This is a genomic window from Polynucleobacter sp. JS-Polo-80-F4, assembly GCF_018881965.1.
GTDB lineage: Bacteria > Pseudomonadota > Gammaproteobacteria > Burkholderiales > Burkholderiaceae > Polynucleobacter.
Window position 1 is genome coordinate 432743 of record NZ_JACVPI010000001.1, and the last position, 23825, is coordinate 456567.

The 23825-nt window shown below is 44.5% G+C and carries 20 protein-coding genes; 5 read left to right on the plus strand and 15 right to left on the minus strand.

All coding sequences use genetic code 11. The annotated features are described in order from the left end of the window. The first annotated feature begins 60 nt into the window (after positions 1–60). From egtD to ICN20_RS02200, 4 genes are read left to right on the plus strand one after another with little or no spacing between them, the layout of a single operon-like run. Positions 61–1008 carry an L-histidine N(alpha)-methyltransferase gene (gene egtD / locus ICN20_RS02185; RefSeq protein ID WP_216237903.1) on the plus strand — a complete coding sequence of 316 codons (948 nt, stop codon included), beginning with the start codon at positions 61–63 and terminating at the stop codon, positions 1006–1008. After that, positions 998–2233 carry an ergothioneine biosynthesis protein EgtB gene (gene egtB, locus ICN20_RS02190; protein WP_216237904.1) on the plus strand — a complete coding sequence of 412 codons (1236 nt, stop codon included), beginning with the start codon at positions 998–1000 and terminating at the stop codon, positions 2231–2233. Before egtD ends, egtB begins: the two co-directional genes overlap by 11 nt. Next, the gene (locus tag ICN20_RS02195) at positions 2223–3359 is read left to right on the plus strand and encodes a MalY/PatB family protein (RefSeq protein WP_216237905.1); all 1137 of its coding nucleotides are present in this window, start codon (positions 2223–2225) and stop codon (positions 3357–3359) included. Before egtB ends, ICN20_RS02195 begins: the two co-directional genes overlap by 11 nt. A 6-nt stretch (positions 3360–3365) precedes the next feature. After that, a complete protein-coding gene (locus tag ICN20_RS02200) occupies positions 3366–4022 on the plus strand; it encodes a DsbA family oxidoreductase (protein ID WP_216237906.1) in 657 nt (218 codons plus the stop codon). 181 nt (positions 4023–4203) lie between these two features. Here ICN20_RS02200 and ICN20_RS02205 read toward each other — a convergent pair whose 3' ends face one another. The 6 genes from ICN20_RS02205 to ICN20_RS02230 all read right to left on the minus strand — a co-directional run bounded on the left by ICN20_RS02205 (position 4204) and on the right by ICN20_RS02230 (position 12712). Then, positions 4204–5301 (minus strand): alpha/beta fold hydrolase, encoded by a 1098-nt coding sequence (locus ICN20_RS02205; RefSeq protein WP_216237907.1) that lies wholly within the window; start codon positions 5299–5301, stop codon positions 4204–4206. 300 nt (positions 5302–5601) lie between these two features. Continuing rightward, on the minus strand, positions 5602–7395 hold the full coding sequence (locus ICN20_RS02210) for a carbohydrate-binding protein (protein WP_216237908.1): 1794 nt from the start codon (positions 7393–7395) through the stop codon (positions 5602–5604). A 70-nt stretch (positions 7396–7465) separates the two neighbouring features. Further along, positions 7466–8884 (minus strand): TolC family protein, encoded by a 1419-nt coding sequence (locus ICN20_RS02215; RefSeq protein WP_216237909.1) that lies wholly within the window; start codon positions 8882–8884, stop codon positions 7466–7468. Continuing rightward, positions 8874–10271 carry an HlyD family type I secretion periplasmic adaptor subunit gene (locus ICN20_RS02220; RefSeq protein ID WP_216237910.1) on the minus strand — a complete coding sequence of 466 codons (1398 nt, stop codon included), beginning with the start codon at positions 10269–10271 and terminating at the stop codon, positions 8874–8876. The genes ICN20_RS02215 and ICN20_RS02220 overlap by 11 nt, the downstream gene beginning before the upstream one ends. Next, positions 10268–12436 carry a type I secretion system permease/ATPase gene (locus tag ICN20_RS02225; protein ID WP_216237911.1) on the minus strand — a complete coding sequence of 723 codons (2169 nt, stop codon included), beginning with the start codon at positions 12434–12436 and terminating at the stop codon, positions 10268–10270. The genes ICN20_RS02220 and ICN20_RS02225 overlap by 4 nt, the downstream gene beginning before the upstream one ends. 6 nt (positions 12437–12442) lie before the next feature. After that, a complete protein-coding gene (locus ICN20_RS02230; protein WP_216237912.1) occupies positions 12443–12712 on the minus strand; it encodes a hypothetical protein in 270 nt (89 codons plus the stop codon). Positions 12713–12919: 207 nt separating this feature from the next. On the opposite strand from ICN20_RS02230, the gene ICN20_RS02235 reads away from it, so the two are divergent. Beyond that, entirely contained in the window at positions 12920–13543 is a 624-nt protein-coding gene (locus ICN20_RS02235; protein ID WP_216237913.1) for a TetR/AcrR family transcriptional regulator, read from the plus strand. A 702-nt stretch (positions 13544–14245) separates the two neighbouring features. On the opposite strand, the gene ICN20_RS02240 is transcribed toward ICN20_RS02235, so the two are convergent. From ICN20_RS02240 to kdgD, 9 genes are all read right to left on the minus strand, one after another. Continuing rightward, positions 14246–15166 carry a Bug family tripartite tricarboxylate transporter substrate binding protein gene (locus ICN20_RS02240; RefSeq protein ID WP_370624519.1) on the minus strand — a complete coding sequence of 307 codons (921 nt, stop codon included), beginning with the start codon at positions 15164–15166 and terminating at the stop codon, positions 14246–14248. Positions 15167–15262: 96 nt separating this feature from the next. Then, complete coding sequence (locus ICN20_RS02245) at positions 15263–16237, minus strand: tripartite tricarboxylate transporter substrate binding protein (protein WP_216237915.1); 975 nt, start codon at positions 16235–16237, stop codon at positions 15263–15265. Positions 16238–16255: 18 nt separating this feature from the next. Beyond that, the gene (locus ICN20_RS02250; RefSeq protein WP_216237916.1) at positions 16256–17821 is read right to left on the minus strand and encodes an aldehyde dehydrogenase (NADP(+)); all 1566 of its coding nucleotides are present in this window, start codon (positions 17819–17821) and stop codon (positions 16256–16258) included. 48 nt (positions 17822–17869) lie between these two features. After that, positions 17870–19204, minus strand: a complete 1335-nt coding sequence (gudD, locus tag ICN20_RS02255; protein ID WP_370624520.1) for a glucarate dehydratase — start codon at positions 19202–19204, stop codon at positions 17870–17872. Positions 19205–19222: 18 nt separating this feature from the next. Continuing rightward, positions 19223–20188: a tripartite tricarboxylate transporter substrate binding protein gene (locus ICN20_RS02260; protein WP_216237918.1), complete on the minus strand. Its 966-nt coding sequence runs from the start codon at positions 20186–20188 to the stop codon at positions 19223–19225. Between the two features lie 9 nt (positions 20189–20197). After that, positions 20198–21148, minus strand: coding sequence for a tripartite tricarboxylate transporter substrate binding protein (locus ICN20_RS02265; RefSeq protein ID WP_216237919.1), 951 nt, complete (start codon positions 21146–21148; stop codon positions 20198–20200). Positions 21149–21162: 14 nt separating this feature from the next. Further along, complete coding sequence (locus ICN20_RS02270; protein WP_216237920.1) at positions 21163–22116, minus strand: 2-hydroxyacid dehydrogenase; 954 nt, start codon at positions 22114–22116, stop codon at positions 21163–21165. 9 nt (positions 22117–22125) lie between these two features. Further along, entirely contained in the window at positions 22126–22881 is a 756-nt protein-coding gene (locus tag ICN20_RS02275; protein WP_216237921.1) for an SDR family oxidoreductase, read from the minus strand. A gap of 15 nt (positions 22882–22896) precedes the next feature. Beyond that, positions 22897–23808: a 5-dehydro-4-deoxyglucarate dehydratase gene (kdgD, locus tag ICN20_RS02280; protein ID WP_216237922.1), complete on the minus strand. Its 912-nt coding sequence runs from the start codon at positions 23806–23808 to the stop codon at positions 22897–22899. Between the last annotated feature and the right edge of the window lie 17 nt (positions 23809–23825).

Here is a 23825-nt window from a genome sequence, read left to right on the forward strand (position 1 = left end):
TTGACTTTATGCTGTATAAAGATTGACGACTTTAATGCTTATTCCGTCATCAAAAAATTCATGCAAATTCCCACTACTTCAGCAGATACCGCCACAATTGATCATGACTTTATTCCTGAGATCGAGTTGGGTTTGCTGGCTGAGAATGCCTCTATTTCTCCAAAGTTTTTATACGACCCCTTAGGGTCACACCTCTTTACTGCCATTACCTTATTGCCAGAGTACTACCCAACCAATACTGAAAAAAATATTTTTACCCAATATCAAGATGAGATTTCAGAAGCGGTCGGTATTGGGGGCACCCTAATCGATTTAGGCGCTGGAAATTGTCAAAAAGCAGAATCTTTTTTTGATACCCTAAAACCCTCGAACTATCTGGCGATTGATTTTTCAGTTGAGTATTTGCAAGATGCTTTGAATAAGCTCGCGGGAAAATATCCGGATATTCTGATGCAATGTATTGGCATGGATTTTTCAAAGGAACTCATCATTCCAGACTCCATTGCAAAGACTAAGAGAACTTTCTTTTATCCAGGCTCTAGCCTGGGAAATTTCCTGCAATCAGAGGCACTGGAGTTACTGAGCCAAATCAAGAATCAAGCCAATGATGGGGGCTTGTTAATTGGCGTTGACTTGATGAAAGCAGATTCCGTTCTGATGGCTGCATACGATGACCCTCTAAAGGTAACGGCCGCTTTCAATCTGAATATTCTCAGATCAATCAACTCGCATCTGGGCTCTGATTTCAGGGTGGATCAATTCAGGCACAAGGTCAAAGTGAATCATGCGGATAATAGGGTTGAGCTTTATCTAGAGGCGCTCGAGAACGTGACGGTCTCTTGGCCAGGGAAATTAAGGACATTCAAAAAAGGTGAATTGATTCACACAGAGAATTCACACAAGTACACTATTGAATCTATCAAGCAATTGCTGATTAACGCAGGTTTTGAATCATCCCAAATCTGGACTGACCCCAAAAACTATTTCGCAGTGATTTATGCAAAATAATCCTTCATACCAAGCGCCCTCTCCAGATGCACTACTAGAGCAATTTCATAGCTCCAGAAAGTATTCTGTAGATTTGATTGCAAATCTGAGCGCAGAAGACTGTCAAGCACAGTCTATGGAAGACGCAAGCCCAGCTAAATGGCATTTGGCACACGTCACCTGGTTTTATGAAGTAATGGTACTTAGGGCCTTTGAAAAAAACTTCTCCTATTGGAATCCTGAATTTGCTGTTTTATTTAATAGCTATTACAACGGTGTTGGGGATAAGCACCCACGCAGTAAGCGTGGCCTATTAACGCGGCCCTCTCTCCAGCAAGTGCTCGAATGGCGCAAGAATATTGAAGAGCGAGTACAGGCTCTCTTAAAAGATAACCACTCTGAAGAGCTGCTATGGCTAATTCAGCTTGGAATCAACCATGAACAACAACATCAAGAGTTGCTATTAACAGATATTCACCATCTTTTTTCCAACAACTCACTTTGGCCAGCCTATACCTCTCAGAACAACACGATCCCTTCAGTAGAGCAACCATTTCAATGGATCGAAGGAATTAGCGGCATAGTTCAAACTGGCTATCAAGGTAGTGGGTTTCATTTTGATAACGAGGGTCCACAACATTCTGCCCTCAATCAAACGCATTCGATAGGAAATCGACTCGTCAATAATTCTGAGTGGCTTAAATTCATTGATGATGGTGGCTACGATAATTTTCAATGGTGGTTAGATGCTGGTTGGGCATGGCTGAAAGCGGAAAAAATTTCTGCTCCACTGTATTGGAATAAAGATAGCCAAGGGAATTTATTGCGCTCCTCGCTCAATGGCAATACGCCATTAGATCCACAAGCACCAGTATCGAATATCAGCTATTTTGAGGCGGATGCCTTCACGCGCTGGGCCAGCCAAAAGCTTACCGGCTTTGCTGGAGCACGTCTGCCCACCGAGAATGAATGGGAGGCATTCGCTCGATCTCATTCTGTGACTAACGATCTATTTGGCAAAGTATGGCAGTGGACTAGCAGCAACTACAACCCCTATCCCGGCTATCAGCCCTGGGGTGGTATTGCAGGTGAATACAACGGTAAATTTATGGTCAATCAGATGGTGCTCAAAGGTAGCTCAGCTTATACACCTGAGGGTCATTCAAGAATTACTTATCGTAATTTTTTCCCAACAGATGCACGCTGGCAAATGACGGGCTTAAGGCTTGCTAAAGATGGCATTTGATTTTGATACCCTGACCAATCGCCTAGAAAGCGATTCCATTCGCTGGGATAGCGCCTTAGATAAAGGGGTTCTGCCTTTATGGGTAGCGGATATGGACTTTAAATCCCCGCCCTGCGTGATTGATGCCCTCAACGAGAGAGTGCAACAGGGAATTTACGGCTATACCCATACTCCCCATCAAATGAACAGGATGATCGCGGACTATTTGCAAGAACAATATCAATGGTCTGTAGATCCCGATTGGATTGTGATTCTACCTAGCGTGGTCTCAGGTCTTTACACAGCCGTGCAGCAACTCACTAATATAGGCGATGGCGTACTCGTTCCTAACCCCGTATACCATCACTTACGCCTTGCCTGTACTACTGCGAATAGATCCACCCAAGATATGCCGCTTGTATTACGGGAAGGTCGCTGGGTATTACCGAACGATCAATTACCAGAGATTGTTAACGCCAAGACAAAATTAGCCTTGTTGTGCAACCCTCAGAATCCAGGGTCAACCGTATTTACAAGAGATGAGCTAAAAGAATTTGGCAATTTTTGCACTCAAAATCATTTATGGATTTGCTCAGATGAAATTCATGCGGGTCTTGTTCTAGCCGAAGATAGAAAACATATCCCGCTTGCAAGCATTAGCAAAGAAATCTCGGAGAAGACTGTCACCTTAATGTCCTTAAATAAGACCTTTAACTTCCCTGGGGTCGGCCTTGCTTGGGCTATTGCAGAAAACCCAGTCTTACGCAAAGCAATACAGGTTGGTCTTCATCAAACCATTGCTCCACCATCTTTATTTGCCTATACAGCAACAATGGCAGCAATCAAGGAAGGTGAGCCTTGGAGAAAAGCGTTAATTGAATACTTGAGAAAAAATCGAGATTTGATTCAAGAAAGAATTGGTAGCGTTGCTGGATTAAGCTTAGACCGAATGGAAGGTAGCTATTTAGCCTGGATTGATTGCACTGCACTTCAAAACCAAAACCCCCATCAACTCCTTCTGGATGCTGGCTTAGCCACTTCTCCAGGCAGTCAATTTGGCAAAGAACAATTTGTCAGGCTTAATTTTGGAACACAAAGAAGTCGATTAAATGATGCCTTAGATATTATTCAAAAGACCTGCTCATAAAAACTGATGAAACCTACTATCAAAATTGATTTTGTATCCGATATCGCCTGCCCTTGGTGTGCTGTAGGTCTTGGGAATCTGAACCAAGCAATGGAAGAGCTAAAGGATAAGGTAGATTTTGAATTACATTTTCGCCCCTTCGAACTCAATCCAAACATGCCTCTGGGTGGTCAAGATGCTATTGAGCATCTCACGGAAAAGTATGGGCTTTCAGTGGAACAGGTCAAAGCTAATCAAGCCAATATTCGAGCTAAAGCATTAGAGGCTGGATTTGAATTTCATCCAGAGGGCCGCAAGCGGGTCTACAACACCTTTGACTCTCATCGCCTTCTGTATTGGGCAGCCAAAGAATATGACTTGAAAAAGCAAGCTGCATTAAAAGCAGAATTACTTAAAACCTACTTCTGCCTTGCGGCTAATTTAGATGATCATAAAAATCTATTAGACGCAGTAACTCGTGCTGACTTAGACCCTCAAAGGGCGCAAGCAATTCTGGATGGAGATGCATTTAGCAGCGAAGTCAGGGCGGAAGAAAATACCTATACAAACGCAGGTATCAGTTCTGTTCCTTCCATCATTCTGAATGAGCAATACCTTCTGCAAGGGGCACAGCCTCCTGAGTCATTCATTGATGCATTTGAGCAACTCATTCAGAAAACTTGAAAATAATCTATCTGGGATAAATCACTTGTCCTGCTGAATGACTGCCTTGCTATGCTGCTCTTTATCAGCCACATCGGCATGCAAGTAAATTTGGACTTAACGACTTAGGAATTTCTCCCTAAGTCGTTAATTTCATTGATGACCCTATCAAGCCTGAGTATGACTCAGGCTTGCCTTGGATTTATTTCTTAAGTGTCGATAAAAACTGTTTTATTGCTTTATTTTGCACTTCATTTTCATTGGGCGTTGCTCCCGCTCCTGATAAATGACCCATAGGCATTACATCATTAATCGCGACATATTTAACATTCGGAATATATTTTGCAGATTCTTTAGCATCAGACTCTGGGTTTAATAAGTCTCCAGTACCCGCGAGAATCAGCGTCTTTGCTTTAATGGATTTCAAAGCAGCGATCGTATCGCCGTTGAAACCTTTGGTTTGCCCAATATCATGGCGGTCGTATGCGCGTGATTGCCAAATCCAATCGTTTGCATCCATACGTTTCCAAGAGGCGTCTTGAAGCTTATTTAAGAAGTTGATTTCTGCCTCAGGGGTATTGAATTGCTGATTCTGGTAAGCAGGTGTTCTGACAATCACGCCACTCAACCATCCCGCCCATAAACGCATTCCCTTTTCAACAGGCTTGTCATATTTACCGCCCTGGTAAGCTGGGTCAGTCATGATGCTCTGTCTGAGCATCTCAAGCACTCCTGTAGTCCAGGCATGTGTTTTTGCTAACGGAATAATTGGCACAATCGACTGCATAGCATTGGGATAAGAAACAGCCCATTGCAAAGCTTGCATGCCGCCCATAGAGGCTCCAACTACTGTTACTAGCTTGGTAATTCCAAAATGCTCCGTGACTAAGCGGTACTGACTGTTGACCATATCCCGAATGTTGAATTCAGGAAAACTAATATTGGGCTGCGTTTGACTGTTCGAAGGCGAGGTTGTCAATCCATTGCCAATAGCATCAGTAGAAATAATAAAGTACTTGTCAGTATCCAGCGCTTTTCCTGGACCAATAAGGTAATCAATCCGATGGTGATTACCACCAATCGCCGTCACCATCAAAATTGCGTTTGATTTATCTGCATTTAAAGTTCCCTGTGTTGTATAGGATATTTTGAAATTCTCGATTGTTGATCCATTTTCAAGGGGAAAGTTTCCCTCTGAATAAGATTGATGAACCGGCTCAGTATCTTTATGGGCAAATACACTGGTAGAGCAAAATGTCAGCGCTAAACACACGCCAAGAAAATGTAATTTGATCTTCATAAGTCTCCTTTTTGTTATGGGAAGATCTTACATTAGGGTCAACATACCTGCAGACTCACACACTAAGGATGCCCCAAAAGACAAAACCCCCACCATTTCTGATGAGGGTTTGCTTTTCTGGTGGGCCCACCAGGACTTGAACCTGGGACCAAAGGATTATGAGAGCAGACACCCATGATAGAGCCATATAAATAGGGGTCTTAGAGTGGCCAACATTGGTGTGTAAGCAAATTTGTAATCTCACAAATAAAAAATGGCCCAAAGTATTATCTTTAGGCCATTCATTTGCTAGCTTTAATTCTATTTATGACCGCCTAATATCGATGCAAACTGAAATAGGGATTGTGAGACCGAGCTATTTGTGGGGTTAGATGTGGGAGACCCCGCACCAGAACCGTTATCTCGATTTAGAGACCACATTGAGAGCTCAGCCACTCTTGAATCAGTCGCCGCATAGCTCGCCAATTGCTGCGCATCCGCAAGAGTAAATACTTCACTCACAATGTCATTTACACCAATCAGCGCAGTAGCACCAATCTTAGTAGATTGCATACCTAAGTTATTGAGCTGCGTTTCGGTGGCTTTAATTGCGTCAATTGCATTTTGACCCATTTTTCCACCATTATCGACCGTTGTGCCATAGTCCATCGTCATGATGTTCACGATATCAATACGCACCCCATCTGCCTTAGCCTGCTTTAGTAAGTTCAATCCATTGTCCACCAAGCCCTGAGGTAATACAGGTACGGTGTAGATCACTTCCAAACCAGGATTAGCAGCCTCTAATGCTTTTAAGGCTTGGTCACGGAGCTTATTAGCCGCAACGTTATCGATTGCAGCGCCCTCAATATCAAAGTCCAGCGACTTTACACCGTAGCGATCAATCACTGATTGATATTCAGCTTGCAGTTGGGCGGCGGAAGTAGCTACTAAAGCAGGATCGATTCCAGCGGCTCCTCCGAATGAGATAGTCACCTTTACTAACGCAGCTTGAAGGCCCTTAACATCAGCAAGCACGCTATTTCCATTAGGGAAAGAATCATTAGCGATGCTATCTATTCCAGCCCACCCAACACCGCCTTTACCATTACTTTGGACAAAAGCCATCGTGAGCGCTTTCAGACCTGCAGTGGCAGCCATTTGCACAATATTTTCCCCAGGGTTTAATGTCATATCAACATAGGGTGAAAAGACCGGTCCAGCTGGCGGAGCAGTTAATGTAGTTGTAGTCAGGCTCGTCGTATTTGGAGATACACCTTTTGCATTAACGGCTTCAACAGAGAACTTATAAGTCGTGCCGGCCTTTAATCCATTAATTGCAATAGCCGTATCGGTTGTTGTTGCAACTTGCACGCCATTCTGAAAAATGATGTAGCTAGTTGGTAAACCACCACCACTTGCCCACGATAAACCAACGGCAGTATTAGTCTCCCCAGTAAGAGTCAAGTTGATGGGTGCATTAGGGGCCGTAATTTTCGTAGGCCCAATTAGCGTCCAAGGTTGACCAGAACTAGAGCCGCCATTGTGAGTGGATGGATCATCACCACTGACCCACCAGTTTGCCTTATAGGTATTACCGTTATACGTAACTAATTGACCAGCGGTATAAATTGCTGTTGCAGAATAAATCAGCGGATCTACGGTGCTTGTTACCGGCGGTGTCACTACAGGAGGAGTCACAACAGGTGGCGTTACCACTGGTGGAGTTACCACCGGTGGGGTTACTACGGGTGGCGTTACTACAGGCGGGGTTGTAGATGCACCTGAAACAATCGTCCAGGGCTGACCTGTATTTGTTGCTCCATTATTTTTAGTTGGGTCTTGGCCCTTGGTCCAGTAATTAGCTTTGTAGATAACGCCGTTTAGGGTTACAGTTTGACCGGCGGTATATACGCCCGTTGATGAATAAGCGGGATTGACCGGAGCCCCGGAAATAATCGTCCAAGGCTCTCCAGAACTAGAGGTGCCATTGTGTTGAGAGGGGTCAGTCCCGCTAACCCAATAATTTGCCTGATAAGTGATTCCGTTCACGGTAACGGTCGCACCGGCCGTATAAACAGCGGTTGGTGAATATGTTGCAGATGTTGTAGCCATTTGGTACTCCTTGCATAAGAATCGTATAGTTCGTTAATGTTTACTTCAGTAATTGGTTAGGATGTGGGTTTCATTGCACACCTCCCTTTCCCAGTAGCCCAGCACTAGCTAATAGCCTTAAGCGTGATGAGCGCCATTCAGAAATGCAGCGAATTTTTTCCTGCTGAGCTTCTGCCAAGGCAGTTTGTGTTGAGAGTAATTCCAAAATATCAGCAGCCCCGAGGCTGTATCTCTTGACCGAGGATTGAACGGCAGAGTTGGCAGACTGCAATAACTTTTCAGAAGCATCCAAATTAACAATGGATGAACTTGTGTCTGAATACGACTTCACAATTTCCATCAGAATTTGATGTTCGACCTCTTCCATCTCGGCCCCAGCTTTCTCGGCCTGGGCTTGAGCGCCTCGAATTTTATAAGTTCTACTAAAACCCTCAAATAATGGGATATTGATAACAAATCCAACTGAAGTCGTATTTGAATTAACCGCTTGCAAGCCTTGATTGGGGTAACCGTTTTTATAAAAATTCCCTGAAAAATCGATAGTTGGCAAACCTTCCGAGCGAGCGGTAGTAATTTTTTCTTGAGCAGATCCCCATTTAGCCTTTGCCGCCTTAATGGCTGGATGTTCTTTTTGCGCAGCCTGTAACCACTCGTCCAAATCTTTTTGGGTTTGTTTATGAGTTTGCTCTTGCGGCTCCTGCAATGTTATTTTGGTTTGTGCACTTAAACCCATGGCAAAAATGAGGCTCGCCAGAGTCTTACGATATTCACCTTGAGCTCGGTTGCTAGCAAGTTGCGCTTTTGAAAGGGCTGTTTGAGCTTGTAGAGTATCGCTCTTAGCAGATACTCCTTGATTCTCGCGCCGGATTGTGGCGTCCAATGCAGCCTGTGCATATTGCACAGATAACTCTTTACTTTTAACAGTAGCCTGTGAAGTTAAGGTGTCAAAATAATTACCAATAATGGTAGACATAGCTTTCTGCATACTAGCGTCATGAGCAGCAAGCGCTGATTGCAGCAATAAATTTGCTGATGCGCGATTTGCCCCCCTGCCGCCGAAGTCAAATAAGCGCCAATTCAGATTGGCGTAGGCACTCTGTCCATTCGTAATACTGTTGGCATATGTCGCTTGAGGGTAATTGACTTGGGTTTGCTGCGGACTCAGTGATGCATTTAATGTTGGCAAATAAGCGGCTCGCGATTCACCCACCGAACCTGTCTGAATTTTGATATTTGCCCAAGCTTGCTTAATCTGCGGGTTATTACATAAACCTAAGTCGATAACTTCACTTAAAGCCAAGGGCTGATTTAAATCTACCGGCGCAGGGCACACAATCGGAGATTGATCGGGTAAAAAAGGGCCTTTTACCAGCACTGGAGGAGCGGCCCCTAATGGATCAATCCATATATCAGGAACTCCGGCATCTTGTGAGGCTTGCGCAACGCTAAACAGAAAGGGCCAAAGCAGGTGAATTAGCTTAGCGTTCATGCAAGCTCTCCCGACCATGGGCAATTAAAGGAGAGAGGACATACTCGATGATCCGACGCTCGCCTGTTTTAATTTCAACATTAGCAGTCATGCCTGGGGTTAATGGCATATCTTTGCCATCCACCACTATGCTTGGCTTATCAATACTGACCTTAACGGCGTAAAGCAGCCCCTTGGAGCCCTCTTTATTAGTTTGCGGGTCTTTATTCGAAACCGATCCAGAACCATTGCTTGAAAAATCAATTGCATCTCTCGATACATGACTCACTATTGCAGGAACGGTACCGTACTTGGTGTACTCGTATGCATCAATTTTGACTTGTGCTTTTTGGCCATCTCGCAAGAAACCAATATCTTTATTTTCAATATAGGCTTCTAATTCAACGCTCTTACTGTCCGGCACTAAAACCATAATTGTTTGCGCTGCTGGCACCACGCCACCAATGGTGTGAACTCCCAATTGTTGAATAGTGCCATCAACAGGGGCAACTATTCGCAACTGCTCACTATGAGCTGCGGCTTTATTTACTTCTTGTGCTGCACCAGACCAAATACGAGTGGCTTGATAAAGCTCATCTTGCAGAGTTTTACGAGTCTCTGAAGTAAGGGATGCTAATTGTGTCTTAGCATCATCTAGCTGCCCCAAAATCTCTATACGTGCTTGCTCTTTTTCTAAATAAGCATGCTCCGAAACATCGCGATCCTTAGCCAATTCAGCATAGTTATTAGCACGACGTGTAGCTAGGGGTAGAGCAGCGCTGTATCGCTTCACTTGAGATGCAATTCGTGCTCTCTTAGCAGAATATTCACCCCACTGATCATTCATATGGCTTACTGCGCCTTGATAGTGTGTCTCATCTACCCCCTGAATCGGAGCCAATACTGGAGGAGTATTTGTTTGAATGGCACTCAGCAGCGCTTTGGATCGCTCCATTTGCAAGAGCGCTAATTGGCGATCTCCCTCTGCTTTATTGCGATCACTATCTGCACCTCTTGCATCTAACTCAATAAGAAGATCACCCGCTTTAACATGCTGCCCCTCTTCAACAAAGAGCCCTATCACTTTCGCTGTTTCTACAGATGCAATAGTTTTTGTATAACCCCCAGCAATGATTTTTCCTTGACCATTGACAATAATGTCGACCTTTCCAAAGATTGCCCACAATAGAATCAAAAAAATAAAACCAATCAGAAGGCGCGCAACCCAGCGTCCTGCTGGAGAGACTGGCGTAGCCTGCAAAGAAAGCGCTGCTGGTAAGAACTCTGCTTCATGCGCTTTGAGATCCGGAAGATCCAACTGCTTACGTCGCTCCCACCAAAAAAGAAAGGTTTCACGATAGCGACCAAGTAAATCTTTGATTGCTTCTGTTCGATGGCGCAAGCTCATGATTTGCCTCCATCTTGCAGATGATGTAGATGATGGTAGATGCCTGCATGATTTTCTAATAGCTCTTGATGTGAACCTATTTCAACAATTTGACCCTTATCCATCACGATGATGCGATTAGCATCGCGTACGGCTGATAAACGATGCGCAATTATCAGAACCGTACGATCCTGACAAATAGAGCGCATATTGTCTTGAATAATTTTTTCTGATTCATAGTCAAGCGCACTGGTTGCCTCATCAAAAATCAAGATGCGAGGATTGGTGATTAGGGCCCGAGCAATCGCAATACGTTGCCGCTGCCCACCAGATAAACCTGTGCCATGCTCACCAATCATGGTGTCATACCCTTCGGGGAGCTCGCAGATAAACTCGTGTGCACCTGCTAACGTCGCAGCGGCTACGATAGCCTCAAAAGGTAAGCTAGGATTACTTAAGGCAATATTGTCTCTAACGGAACGATTAAAAAGAGTATTTTCCTGAAGGACAACACCGATTTGTTGACGCAAGGAAGCGGTATCTATGATGGCAATATTTTGACCATCTACCAAGACTTTTCCTCGATCGGGTACATACAAGCGCTGCGCCAATTTTGTGAGGGTACTTTTACCCGAACCAGAGCGGCCAACAATGCCAATGACTTCCCCCGGGGATACTGATAAATTCACATTCCTGAGAACTTCTACTCCATCCGCCCGATAACGGAAAGAAACACCTTCAAAACTAATAGCTCCTTGTAGGCGAGAAAGGCGAGTTTTCTGACCATCTATCTCCGTATGCGTATTAAGAATATCTCCCAAACGGCTCATAGAGATGCCCACCTGCTGGAAGTCATTCCATAACTGAGCTAATCGCAAGATTGGACTAGAAACTTGGGTAGCAAGCATATTAAATGCGATTAATTCACCCACCGTCAATTTGTTGTCAATGACAAGGCCTGCGCCTATCCACATGATGAGTGCGGTAACAACCTTGCTAATAAGGCCAACAGCTCCACTTGCCACAGTCGAAACGTTAGTGACTGATAGACCTGCACTGACATAACCCGCCAATTGCTGATCCCATTTTTGAACCCAGCGTGGCTCAACTGCCATTGATTTAACCGTATCAATGCCACTAATAGTTTCTACTAAAAAAGATTGGTTTTCTGCCCCTTTGTTAAATTTCTCATTTAATCGATCACGAATGATTGGAGTACAGAAAAGTGAAATAACCACATACAGGGGAATGGATATTAGGACTATTAGGGTCAGTAAAGGGCTGTACCAGAACATGACTGCCAGAAAGATAAACGAAAAGAGAATATCCAAAACTACAGTCATGGCATTGCCAGTTAAAAACGAGCGTATGTTTTCTAATTCTCGAATACGAGCGACAGAGTCGCCAACCCTACGCGATTGAAAATAAGCAATGGGTAGGTTCAGGAGATGACGAAACAGTCTGGCACCCAATTCCACATCGATCTTAGAGCTGGTATGCGCAAAGACCCAGGTTCGAATGCCATTGAGAGCAGCCTCAAATACCATGGAACAAATTAAGCCTATAGCAATGACATTGAGTGTTTTCATTGCATGGTTGACCAAAACCTTATCCATCACGACCTGGAAAAACATTGGAGTAATCAGGGCAACGAGCTGTAATGCAAGTGAAATGATCAGAATTTCACCCAATAATTTCCGATACTTCACTATCGCCGGGATAAACCAAGTGAAATCAAAGCGCGCCATCGCCCCAGCAAAGCTAGCCTTGCTCGTAAAAAATATGAATTCACCAGTCCACAGAGAAAAGAATTCATCCAAAGTGATTAGTAACGGCGCCTGCCCTGGATGCTGAATCAGCAGCTTTTCTTCAAGGAGCTTTGCAACGATGAAATATTCACCCTCTTTATTAATGGCAACAGCTGGCAAAGGGGCTTTATTCATCCGACTAACATCCTGCTTAACAAGCTTCGCAGTCATACCGAGATCACGAGCAGCCAACAGTATTTGCTGATTTGTCAGCTTGGCGCCAAAATCATGCGTGATTTTGGAGGCATCAGCCGAGATGCCATGCAATGCAGCCATCGAAAGAATGGCCCAAAGACCAGAATCTATCTTTGCCTCAGCATTGACATTGGAGTCCGCATTAGGATTAGTATCAGATTCTTTACTTATTTTGATGTTCATTTTTTGTTACCGGCAGTACTGCATATACATTTGAGTTAACTGCATTTGGCTACCTCTCTGCGACTGCTCCATTCGATCAACCGCTGCCAGATCAGCCGCTTTACCACCATCAATATATGGAACAGGCCACGCGGATGCTCTGGCCAAACTTGTTTGCAAGTTCGATTGACTGTATTGAATCTTTTGAGCTAGGTTTTTGTAAATCTCATCCTTTGTTTGAGCATTTACATACCCAAAAATGCCCATTGCTGCTAAACCTACGATAATTTTTTTCAATTCTCGCTCCGGTCATACTGTTTCTATGTAAGAATATTACTCACACTTTTCGTCAAAATTAGCGTATTTTTATTCGGTAATGAATTTACTAAAAACCCATATAAGTAAAGGCTTATCAACCTATATATCGAATTCATTCGGTATTAATTTCTGAATGTTTTGTAATTTGCCGATAGAATTACTTAAATCCATTCAGATCTAAAATTTATGAGCAATTCTGATTACTACCTTACTAACGAATCCAAGCAAGATCGCAGCCAGGTACGCGTCGAGAAAATACTTGATGCAGTTGAGGATTTAATGGTCCAGACTCCATCGAAAAAGATCGACGTCCAGTCGATAGCCAAAAAGGCTTTTGTCTCAGTTGGAGCGATATATCACCACTTCCCTTCTGTTGATAGTATCTTTGCAAGTTTGTTAATACGAAAAGTTCGCCGAAGACTAAATTCATTAATTACATTACTAGAAGGTCTAGGGCCTGAAGTGACCCTAGATATGGCTGCTGACAATATGATTGACCAAACATTTGCTGAGTGGAATCAAAAGCCAATAGCAGCTAAAAAAGAGACTCTGTCCTTGTACTATCAAAATGCAAGCAAACCAGAGTTCTTTTCCTCCTATTCTAAGGTTTTGTATCCGTACATTAGAGCCTTTATTCAGCGCAACACTTCCGGAACCATACGCGATATTTCTGAAGAGGAGTGGCCGTTCCTTAACCGAACATCTCTAACCGCAATAATCACCCCTTTTTTGGAAGAAAATCCCATTGCCGGCACCCAGGCTCACAAGACTATAGTTAAAGACATTGTGCTGCGCATCTATTCAAAGTAGTTCCTGATGTCATGAAGAGGCCAGATCGAACACAATAAGATTGAGTCTTCGGCTGTGTATTTTTACTTGAAACTACTCCAACAGGCCGAGCTGTTTAGAGATCAATTTGGTAGCTTGAACCATCTCAAAAGCAGTTGTATTAGCTGGACTCAAGTCATTACCCGAGTCTATGGCTTCTTTTTACACTACAGAGTGTTGCAACCCACGGCTTTCAAATGTCAATTAATAGCCGAAAGCAGCCCTTGAACACTTACAAACCAAGGGCAACAAATAGTTCATTGCTCCAAGCTAGAGCCGTATATCTACTGGGGTTTACTGGTGACATGTGCTGTACACCAACTACACAGAAAGAAAAACGACTTAGGAATTTCTCCCTAAGTCGTTGATATTGCTGGTGGGCCCACCAGGACTTGAACCTGGGACCAAAGGATTATGAGAGCAGAAGCCCATGATAGACCGTTATAAACAGGGGGTCTGCGGGTGGTCAGTGTCGGTGTGTAAGCAAATGTGTAAGTAAATTCATGGATTTAAAGGAAGCACTCTCTCACTCTTTAGTTTTCAAAACCACAGGAGTTTTGGAGCAACCATCCAGCACTTCGTTGCACCAAAGGACTTTTTAAAGTAATAAGCATTACTTAAAGTAACGCTCAAAAAAGCCACCCGAAGGTGGCTAAAGTCAGGAGACAGAAATGGTTGCTGAAGTTAATCGACTTGCACATTACCTTCTTTAATCACTTTTGCATAACGTATACGGTCACTTTCAATTCTGGCTTTAAACGCTGTTGGTGCGAGCGGCATTGGTGTGGCGCCCTGCTGAATCAGTGTTTGCCTTGTATCTTGTTCTGAGATCACTGCTTTGATATCTGCAGCAATCTTATCTACGAGTGCCGAAGGGGTTCCTGCAGGTGCAGCGATTCCAATCCATGAAGCAGCATCAAAGCCAGGAACACCAGACTCAGCAATGGTTGGTAACTCAGGCATTGCCGGTGACCGCACTAATGAGCTTGCACCTAAAGCTTTGAGCTTGCCAGACTTTACAGAACCGATAGATTCAAGAACGGTAGAAAAATACATATTGACGTGCCCTGCCATTACATCAGCAGCTGCTGGACCACCACCCTTGTAAGGTACGTGCATCATGTCTAAGCCAGTCGCTTTTTCAAACATCTCACCCGCGAGATGTGGGCCACTACCGCTACCTGAACTTGCATAGGTAACCGCCCCAGGATTGGCTTTTGCAAATGCAATGAATTCTTTTACGTTATTAGCTTTCAAGCTTGGGGTAACCAAGAGAAAGTATGGCAATTCTGCAATCATGCTCACTGGTACAAATGCCTTGTCTGGGTCGTACGGCATTTTTTTGTAGAGAGATGGATTGATTGAGAAAGTGCCGATATTGCCGATGAGTAGGGTATAACCGTCTGGCTTTGCACGAGATACATACTCGGATCCGACCATGCCAGACGCGCCAGCCTTGTTATCAATAATGACGGACTGCCCCCAGCGGGTTGATAGCTTTTGCGCAATCAGTCTTGCACCGGCATCGGTTCCTCCGCCCGGAGGAAACGGCACAACAATCGTTACCGGTCTATCAGGAAAAGATGTTGTTTGCGCATGGCTCACTAATGCCAATATACCAATTGACGCGATGCCTAAATATTTTACTAGCCTACCGAATTGATGCATCACTGTCTCCATTGCTTTAATTAATCTAGTTCGTTAATCTAATTTGATATTGTTATCTTTGATGACTTTTGCAGAGCGCTGAACTTCTTGTTGCAACCAGCGTGAAAACTCTTGAGGTGTTGTTGGCGCTGAATCCGCTCCTGCAGTCTTTAAGGCTTCTTTAATTTCTGGTGTTTTGAGAATCTTCAGAATCTGCAAATTGAGCTTTTCAATGATTGGCGCTGGCGTTCCAGCTGGCGCTAAGATGCCTTGCCAGCTACCAGTTAAAAATCCAGGAAGTGTTTCAGCAACAGTTGGTGTACCTGGCAAAGTTTCCAATCTCTTAGGGCTTGATACAGCAATTAACTTAATCAAACCACTTTTGACATGAGGATAGGTTGCTGTCATGCCATTGAAGGTCACATCTACTTGACCAGCACCCAAGTCAGTAATAGCTTGAGCGCCGCCCTTGTATGGAATGTAAGCCCAATCAATGCCCGCTTGTTTGGCAAAGATCACTCCAGCGAGATGATTTGCGCTACCACTACCTGCAGCAGATGCGAAATTGAGTTTGCCTGGGTTCTTCTTGGCAAAAGTAATTAACTCAGCAGTCGTATTAAAGGATGTTTTATTACTAGCAACCAATAAATGTGGAGAGTAGGCAACCATGGTTACCGGCGCAAAATCCTTAAGCACATTAAATGGGAGACTGGTATATAGCGTCTGACTTATAGCTAGCGTACCCACATCCATCAGTAATAAGGTGTAACCATCTGGGGTTGCATGAGCAACCATTTCAGCACCAAGATTACCGCTAGCACCTGGTTTGTTTTCAACGACAATGACCTGTCCCCAAGCATCTCCTAATTTTTGCCCAATGAGGCGGGCTAGTACATCCGATGTTCCACCAGCAGAAAATGGGACGATGATTTTGATGGGTTTAGTCGGAAAATTAATTGCCGTGGTCTGAGCATTGGCGCTAAGACAAGTAAATGCAATTAAAAGGAATGCGAGCAGTTTAAATTTCATGGGAAGATCTCTTCTTAGTTACTTGCCATTGACTAACTTAGGTACAGAGCTCTGATCTTTTAATGCCTCAGGCAATAAGTTGCTTGGGAAATCCTGGTAGCAGATTGGACGTAAGAATCTCCACATAGCTTCCGTTCCTACTGAAGTTGTTCTACTGTCAGATGTTGCCGGGAATGGCCCACCATGTACCATGGCATGACAAACTTCAACACCTGTTGGGTAACCATTAAACAGAATGCGCCCTACTTTACGCTCAAGAATACTCAAGAGCTTTTTCACAAAGGCAGTGTTATCGCCTTGATCCATCAATACCGTAGCAGTGAGCTGACCTTCAAGACTGTTTGTTAACTCCAAAATTTCTTCATCCGTTTTACAGCGAATAATCAAAGAGGATGATCCGAATACTTCATCGCGTAATGCATGGTCTTTTAGAAATGCTTGAGCAGAAGTAGAAAATAAGCGAGCTCGACATTGGTTGGGTCCGCTACTACCTTGCGCCTGCGCTAGTAGGTCTACATTGGCATTGACTGATAGTTTTTCAACTCCAGACTCAAATGCCTGGTGAATTCCTGGCGTCAACATCGTTGTTGGGGTTGCCGCTCTCACGAGGTCAACCACTTTTCTAACGAAACCATCCAATTCTGGAACTTCTTTGACAATTAGTAGACCCGGATTAGTACAAAACTGGCCCGAGCCCATCAACATCGAGTTCACAAAACCTGTTGCAATACTTTCGGCACGATTCTTAAGGGCCTCTGGCAGGAGATATACCGGATTAATACTGCTCATCTCTGCATACACTGGAATTGGCTCGGGGCGTGCGGCAGCAATCTTCATCAAAGCAACACCGCCAGAGCGTGAACCTGTAAATCCAACTGCTTTGATTCTAGTGTCGGCAACCAATGCTGAACCAATATCGGCACCTGAACCAAACAATAAAGAGAAAGTACCTTTTGGCAGGCCAGAAGAGTCCACGGCTGCCTGGATAGCTTTACCAACCAATTCTGAAGTGCCTGGATGTGCAGAGTGGCCTTTGACAACTACTGGACAACCTGCAGCTAACGCAGAAGCGGTGTCTCCACCTGCTACAGAAAATGCTAATGGGAAATTGCTTGCACCAAATACTGCAACAGGACCTAACGGGATATGACGTAAACGCAGATCAGAACGTGGCAATGGTGTGCGCTCTGGCATAGCGGTGTCAATCTTCACACCTAACCAGCGGCCTGCCCTCACCTCTTCAGCAAAGAGCTTAAGCTGATTCATGGTGCGACCTAACTCCCCCTCAAGTCGTGCTTTTGGTAAGCCTGACTCTAAGCCAGCACGCTCAACAATAGCGGGACCATTGGCGGCCAAGTTGGCAGCGATCTGCTCTAAAAACTTAGCGCGAGTCTCTAAATCTATTTCACGATAAACGTCAAAAGCTTCTTCTGCTAAAGCGCAAGCGCGTTCTACCTCTTGTGCACTACCGCCCAAATAGGCTGGCTCTAGATTTTCATCAGTAGCAGGATTAATTCCGTAGATTGCTTTTTTAGAACCTTTAACCAGTTCTTGCCCAATAATCATGTTGCCTGCGATTGTCATCTTGCTCTCTCTATTAATACCGTTAAATATTTTTAATATGTTTGGCTCTTAGCGAACCATGCATGGCATCTTGTTATTAAATTTCCAGTTTGGAATGAGGTATTGCATCGCGATAGCATCATCACGTGCGCCCAATGCCTTTTCCTTGTAGAGGCGATGGGCTTTTTCAACCTCTTGCATATCGAGCTCTATGCCTAAACCAGGTGTTTTAGGAACCTGAATATGGCCACCTTTAATTTGGAATGGCTCTTTTGTTAAACGTTGACCGTCTTGCCAAATCCAATGGGTATCTATTGCAGTAATCTTGCCTGGTGCTGCAGCTGCAACGTGGGTAAACATCGCCAATGAGATATCAAAGTGATTGTTTGAGTGTGAACCCCAAGTTAGACCCCACTCATGACACATCTGAGCAACTCGCACTGAACCAGCCATAGTCCAAAAATGCGGATCCGCCAATGGAATATCGACTGATTGCAATTGGATTGCATGCTGCATCTCACGCCAATCGGTAGCCACCATGTTTGTAGCTGTAGGCAGGCCAGTGGCGCGACGGAACTCAGCCATCACTTCGCGGCCTGAAAACACACCCTCAGCACCACAAGGATCCTCTGCGTACGCTAATACACCATGCATATCACGCATTAAGCGAATAGCATCTTTTAACAACCACCCACCATTTGGGTCTAGGGTGATACGTGCATCAGGAAAACGTTTAGCTAAAGCTGTAACCGCCTCGACTTCTGCTTCACCTGCCAATACGCCACCCTTTAACTTAAAGTCCTTGAAGCCATACTTATCGTATGCAGCCTCAGCTAAGCGCACGACTCCTTCGGTTGTCATGGCCGCTTCATTACGCAACCTGAACCAAGCATCGTCAGAATCTTTTTCAGATCGGTATTCCAAATTCGTTTTCGCTTTGTCGCCCAAGAAGAAGAGGTACCCAAGCATCTCCACTGAATCACGTTGCTGACCTTCACCCAACAACTCCGCAACGGGAACACCCAAATGTTTGCCCAGCAAATCTAAAAACGCCGCTTCTAGGGCTGTAACTACGTGCACAGTTGTGCGAAGATCAAAAGTTTGCAAGCCACGGCCGCCTGCATCTAACGTAGCGAACTTATCTCTTACGGCATTTAATGCTGATTTATATGCGCCAATAGGAGATCCCATAAGGATCTCAGCACTCTTGTTCAGAGTATCTTCAATCTTTTGACCACCCGGCACTTCGCCAACGCCTATATTCCCAGAACTATCTTTGAGAATAACGATATTGCGGGTGAAGTAAGGTCCATGAGCACCGCTCAAGTTCATGAGCATGCTGTCTTCACCAGCAACAGGGATTACTCTTACCTCAACAATCTTTGGCGTTTCAGCATTGCTCATATTTTTATAGTGATTCAATTAGTTTGCAGTGATTTGACGAGATTCGATGAGCTTTTTCCAGCGCGCACTCTCTTGTGCCTGATATTGCGAAAACTGCTCTGGAGTGTTCGCAACAACCTCATAACCCAGGTCAACAAAGTTCTTTTTGACTTGCGGATCATTTAGAGCAGCAATTACAGACTTGTAGATTTTTTCTTTCACATCTGCAGGCAAACCTTTAGGAGCTGCAACGGCCTGCCAACCATAGGCCACAACTTCTTTGTATCCCAATTCGGCAAAAGTAGGTACATTTGGTAGGACTGGCGAACGCTTTGTGCCAGCAATAGCAAGTGGACGCAGCTTGCCCGCATTAATGTATTGAATTACTGAGTTCACATTCGCAAACAATGCATCTAATTGACCTCCAATGGCATCAGTAATTGCAGGGCCACCACCTTTGTAAGGAACGTGTACTCCCGTTGTATTGGTTTGTTGCCAAAAAATTTCAGTTCCCAAGTGATCAGAAGATCCACTTCCAGAGCTTCCAAAAGAAAGTTTTCCTGGATTTGCTTTTGCTGCTGCAACTAAGTCTGCCAATGATTTATATGGTGAATTAGCGGGAACCACCAGCACATTCGGTGACTGCAACCCTACGGTAATGTAATCAAAATCGGTGGTAGCATTGTAGGGAACGCTTGGGTATAAGTGTGGCGCAATTACTAACGGACCCAAGGAAGTTACAAGCAAGGTATTTCCATCAGGAGCAGCGCGCTTTACAAAGCCAGCACCAACCGTACCGGTTGCACCAGGCTTATTGTCAATGATGACGCTTTGACCTAATGAAGCCTGCATCTTAGGGGCAATAGCTCTAGCCATTTGATCTGTTGATCCGCCTGGTGGGAATGGAATCACCAAGGTGATGGTTCTATCAGGCCATGCCGCTAATGTATTTAAACAAAAGACTGCAGATATAAGAATGAGTACTGCCTTTAGTTGGTTTTTCATACTAACTCCTTATTCTGGCTGAATACCAGCATCTTTAATAATTTGACCCCAACGCTTTAATTCTGCGTTTTGGAAGACCGATAGTCCCTCAGGGCTGCTTACGGAAACTTCCATCCCATTGTCTTCAACAAATTTTTTGACGGATGGTTTTTTCATTGCCGATGTAAACAGTTCATTGATACGCTTAATCGTAACTGTGTCCATGCCTGCTGGCCCATACAATGCGTTCCAATGTGAGAACTCATAGCCAGGAACTCCGGCAGAAGAAATTGTTGGCAGTTTAGGAACCAGCGGAGATTTGGTTAGACTACTAACACCTAAGGCCTTGAGCTTGTCATTCTTTACTTGCGGCAGACTCGTTGTTAAATCCACAATCATCAGATCTACTTGTCCACCAACCAAATCCATCACCGCTAGGGGATTTGATTTGTAGGGCACATAAACCATTTCCGTTCCTGACATCTTTTCAAATAACTCAACTGCCACACGGGCTGAAGAACTGCCTGCACCAAAAGTTAATTTGCCAGGTTCTTTTTTTGCAAGCGCAATGAGTTCATTAACTGAATTGGCTTTTAAAGAGGGATTGGTGACCAATAACATATAGCCTTGAACAAGCTTAGTAATTGGACTGAAGTCCTTGATTGGATCATAAGGAAGCTTCTTGATTAAGTGCGGGTTCGCTGCTTGAGTTGTGTTGGTTGTAACAAACAAGGTGTATCCATCCGGCTTAGCATTGGCAACATATTGAGCCGCAATACCACCAAATGCACCTGCTTTACTGTCCACAATGACCGCTTGACCAGTTTCTTTGGTAATTTCAGCGCCAATGGCTCGCGCCAATCCATCGCTAGTGCTGCCTGGGGTGGAGCCGATGATGATCGTAATAGGCTTATTTGGATAAGACTCTGCCTGAGCTAGTCCACAAATTAAAAATAGGGTCAATAAGAATATTGCTTTCATTTGAATATGCGCCCTTATGTAGTAAGACTCATTTCAGGTCGCTTGCCAGATAAAGCTTGCGCAAGACTATCAAGAACCATATTGCCCATCGCAGTACGCGTCTCCCAAGTTGCGCTAGCTCTGTGCGCTTGCATTACTACCGAATCATTCTGCAGTAAGACCTCAGGTACATTGGGCTCATCTACAAATACATCAAGACCGGCACCAGCAATTGTCCCTGCCTTAACGGCCTTAACCAAATCCACCTCGTTCACTAATTTGCCGCGGGCGATATTAATTAAGAATCCATCCTTTCCTAATGCTTCCAGAACTTTTAAATTCACAATACCTTCAGCTTTATCTGCTGCAGCACAAAGAATCAAAGCGTCACTTTGATGAGCAAGCTCTATCAAATCTGGCACAAAGCCATAAGACAAGTCATCCATTTTCTTGAGATCGGTATATTGAATTGGACAGCCAAATGCAGCAGCTCGTATTGCAACAGCACGCCCTACTCGGCCCATTCCAACGATGCCTACACGCATACCACTAAAGCGACGTGATAAGGCTATTGCAGTTGGGGATGGAAACTTCACCCAATTCCCTTCGCGTACAAAGCGATCGCCCGCACAAATTCCACGACAGCTTGCAAGCAAAAGACCAATTGCTAAATCAGCAACATCCTCAGTTAATGCGCCAAAGGTTGCAGTGACATGAATGCCACGACTCTTTGCATATGACATATCAACTGCATCAGTCCCCACGCCATTAACAGCAACTACCTTCAGATTTGGCAGCCTTTCCATAAGGGCCTTACTAATTCCAGTATGGCCACCACTCACGACACCTTGCACATTTGCAGCATGCTTGGCTAGAAAAGCCTCTTTCTCATCAATCTCAAAATACTTATGAACCTCATAGAGCTCATTGAGTTTTTGGCTGACTGATGGGATCAAAATAGGACTGAGTTGTAAAACAGTTGGCTTCATCTTCATTCCTTAACCACGACCAACAAATGGCATAGCACTTGCCATAACGGTCATATTGAGCACATTGGCTGAAAGCGGTAATGCCGCGATGTAGCGCACTGCGTCCGCCACATGCTTTACATCCATCATCGGCTCTGGCGCTAGTTCGCCATTTGCCTGAAGGACACCTTTAGTCATACGAGCAGACAATTCCGTTAGGGCATTCCCAATATCAATCTGGCTGGCTACGATATTGAACTTTCTGCCATCTAAAGCTATGCCTTTTGTGATTCCACTTACAGCGTGCTTACTTGCCGTATAAGGAGTTGTGTAGAGCCTAGGGGTGTGGGCGGAAATGGAACCGTTATTAATGATTCTGCCGCCCTGTGGGTTTTGCTTTTTCATCAAACCAAACTCAGCCCGCGCACAGAGAAAGACGCCAGTGACATTGGTATCAATGGCGTTTTGCCATTTCTCCAAAGGAAGCTCATCAATCGTGACCGCAGGGGCGTTAACTCCTGCGTTATTGAAAGCCACGTCGAGACGGCCGTATTTATTTTCGATTTCAGCAAAGAGGTTTTCAACACTAACTGGATCGCGCACATCTACAGAGACTGGATAGGCTTCCTGCCCCATCTCTTTTGCCAATTGCGCAACCTCCTGTAGGGGCTCCAACCTTCTTCCAGCTAAGACAACCTTGAAACCATCTGCTAATAAACCCAAAGCAACTGCTTTTCCGATTCCGCTGCCAGCACCTGTTACCAGAGCAATTTTTGCGTTTGACATATTTAATACTCCAGTTTATTGAGGGCCCATTTTTTTAATCAGCGCTGCCAACTCTTCCACTTCGCTTGGCTTGAGATCAACCAATGGTGCACGTACTGGACCGGCATCATGTCCAACAATTTTTGCACCCGCTTTAATAATGCTCACTGCGTATCCAGGATCACGGTTACGAATCTTTAGGTAAGGCATAAAGAATTCTTTTAACAAATGGTGTTGCGTAGCCATATCGTCTTTAGCCACAGCATGGTAGAAATCCATTGCAGTTTTAGGAATGAAATTAAATACTGCGGATGAGTAAACCGGTGTCCCCAATGCCTTATAGGCTGCCGCATATACTTCTGCAGTTGGAAGACCCCCCAAATATGAGAAGCGATCACCCATTCTCAAAAAGATTGAGGACATGATTTCGATGTTGCCAACACCATCTTTAAAGCCGATAAGATTGGGGCAACGATCTGCAAGAATTGCTAGTGATTCTGGAGTTAATTTAGTGACATTTCGGTTGTAGACAATGACGCCAAATTTGACGCTCTTACAAACAGCCTCTACGTGCGCAATCAAACCTTCTTGGCCTGTTTCCATTAAGTAATGTGGCAATAACAATATGCCGTGGGCACCTTGGCGCTCAGCTTCTTGCGCACATTCAATTGCAAAGCGAGTTGAACCCCCAGCGCCAGCAATGATTGGCACCTTACCTTTGCAGGTTTGTACCGCGGTTTTAATAATCTCTGGATACTCTTTTCCATCTAAGGAAAAGAACTCCCCTGTTCCGCCAGCTGCAAACAGTGCACTAGCCCCATACGGCGCCAACCATTCCAAACGCTCTGCATATCCCTTTGGATTGAAATTACCTTGCTGGTCAAAATCCGTTACTGGAAATGACAACAAGCCATCAGAAACGATTGTTTTTAGGTCTTGGGGGTTCATGCATCTTCCTTAACTAA

Excerpts from the sequence above, each read along its gene's own strand:
- ICN20_RS02275 (WP_216237921.1), bottom strand. The coding sequence starts at position 22,881 with ATGTCAAACGCAAAAATTGCTCTGGTAACAGGTGCTGGCAGCGGAATC.
- ICN20_RS02200 (WP_216237906.1), top strand. The coding sequence starts at position 3,366 with ATGAAACCTACTATCAAAATTGATTTTGTATCCGATATCGCCTGCCCT.
- ICN20_RS02270 (WP_216237920.1), bottom strand. The coding sequence starts at position 22,116 with ATGAAGCCAACTGTTTTACAACTCAGTCCTATTTTGATCCCATCAGTC.
- ICN20_RS02250 (WP_216237916.1), bottom strand. The coding sequence starts at position 17,821 with ATGACAATCGCAGGCAACATGATTATTGGGCAAGAACTGGTTAAAGGT.
- ICN20_RS02205 (WP_216237907.1), bottom strand. The coding sequence starts at position 5,301 with ATGAAGATCAAATTACATTTTCTTGGCGTGTGTTTAGCGCTGACATTT.
- kdgD (WP_216237922.1), bottom strand. The coding sequence starts at position 23,808 with ATGAACCCCCAAGACCTAAAAACAATCGTTTCTGATGGCTTGTTGTCA.
- ICN20_RS02225 (WP_216237911.1), bottom strand. The coding sequence starts at position 12,436 with ATGAACATCAAAATAAGTAAAGAATCTGATACTAATCCTAATGCGGAC.
- ICN20_RS02210 (WP_216237908.1), bottom strand. The coding sequence starts at position 7,395 with ATGGCTACAACATCTGCAACATATTCACCAACCGCTGTTTATACGGCC.
- ICN20_RS02215 (WP_216237909.1), bottom strand. The coding sequence starts at position 8,884 with ATGAACGCTAAGCTAATTCACCTGCTTTGGCCCTTTCTGTTTAGCGTT.
- gudD (WP_370624520.1), bottom strand. The coding sequence starts at position 19,204 with ATGAGCAATGCTGAAACGCCAAAGATTGTTGAGGTAAGAGTAATCCCT.
- ICN20_RS02235 (WP_216237913.1), top strand. The coding sequence starts at position 12,920 with ATGAGCAATTCTGATTACTACCTTACTAACGAATCCAAGCAAGATCGC.
- ICN20_RS02245 (WP_216237915.1), bottom strand. The coding sequence starts at position 16,237 with ATGAAATTTAAACTGCTCGCATTCCTTTTAATTGCATTTACTTGTCTT.
- egtD (WP_216237903.1), top strand. The coding sequence starts at position 61 with ATGCAAATTCCCACTACTTCAGCAGATACCGCCACAATTGATCATGAC.
- egtB (WP_216237904.1), top strand. The coding sequence starts at position 998 with ATGCAAAATAATCCTTCATACCAAGCGCCCTCTCCAGATGCACTACTA.
- ICN20_RS02195 (WP_216237905.1), top strand. The coding sequence starts at position 2,223 with ATGGCATTTGATTTTGATACCCTGACCAATCGCCTAGAAAGCGATTCC.
- ICN20_RS02220 (WP_216237910.1), bottom strand. The coding sequence starts at position 10,271 with ATGAGCTTGCGCCATCGAACAGAAGCAATCAAAGATTTACTTGGTCGC.
- ICN20_RS02260 (WP_216237918.1), bottom strand. The coding sequence starts at position 20,188 with ATGAAAAACCAACTAAAGGCAGTACTCATTCTTATATCTGCAGTCTTT.
- ICN20_RS02265 (WP_216237919.1), bottom strand. The coding sequence starts at position 21,148 with ATGAAAGCAATATTCTTATTGACCCTATTTTTAATTTGTGGACTAGCT.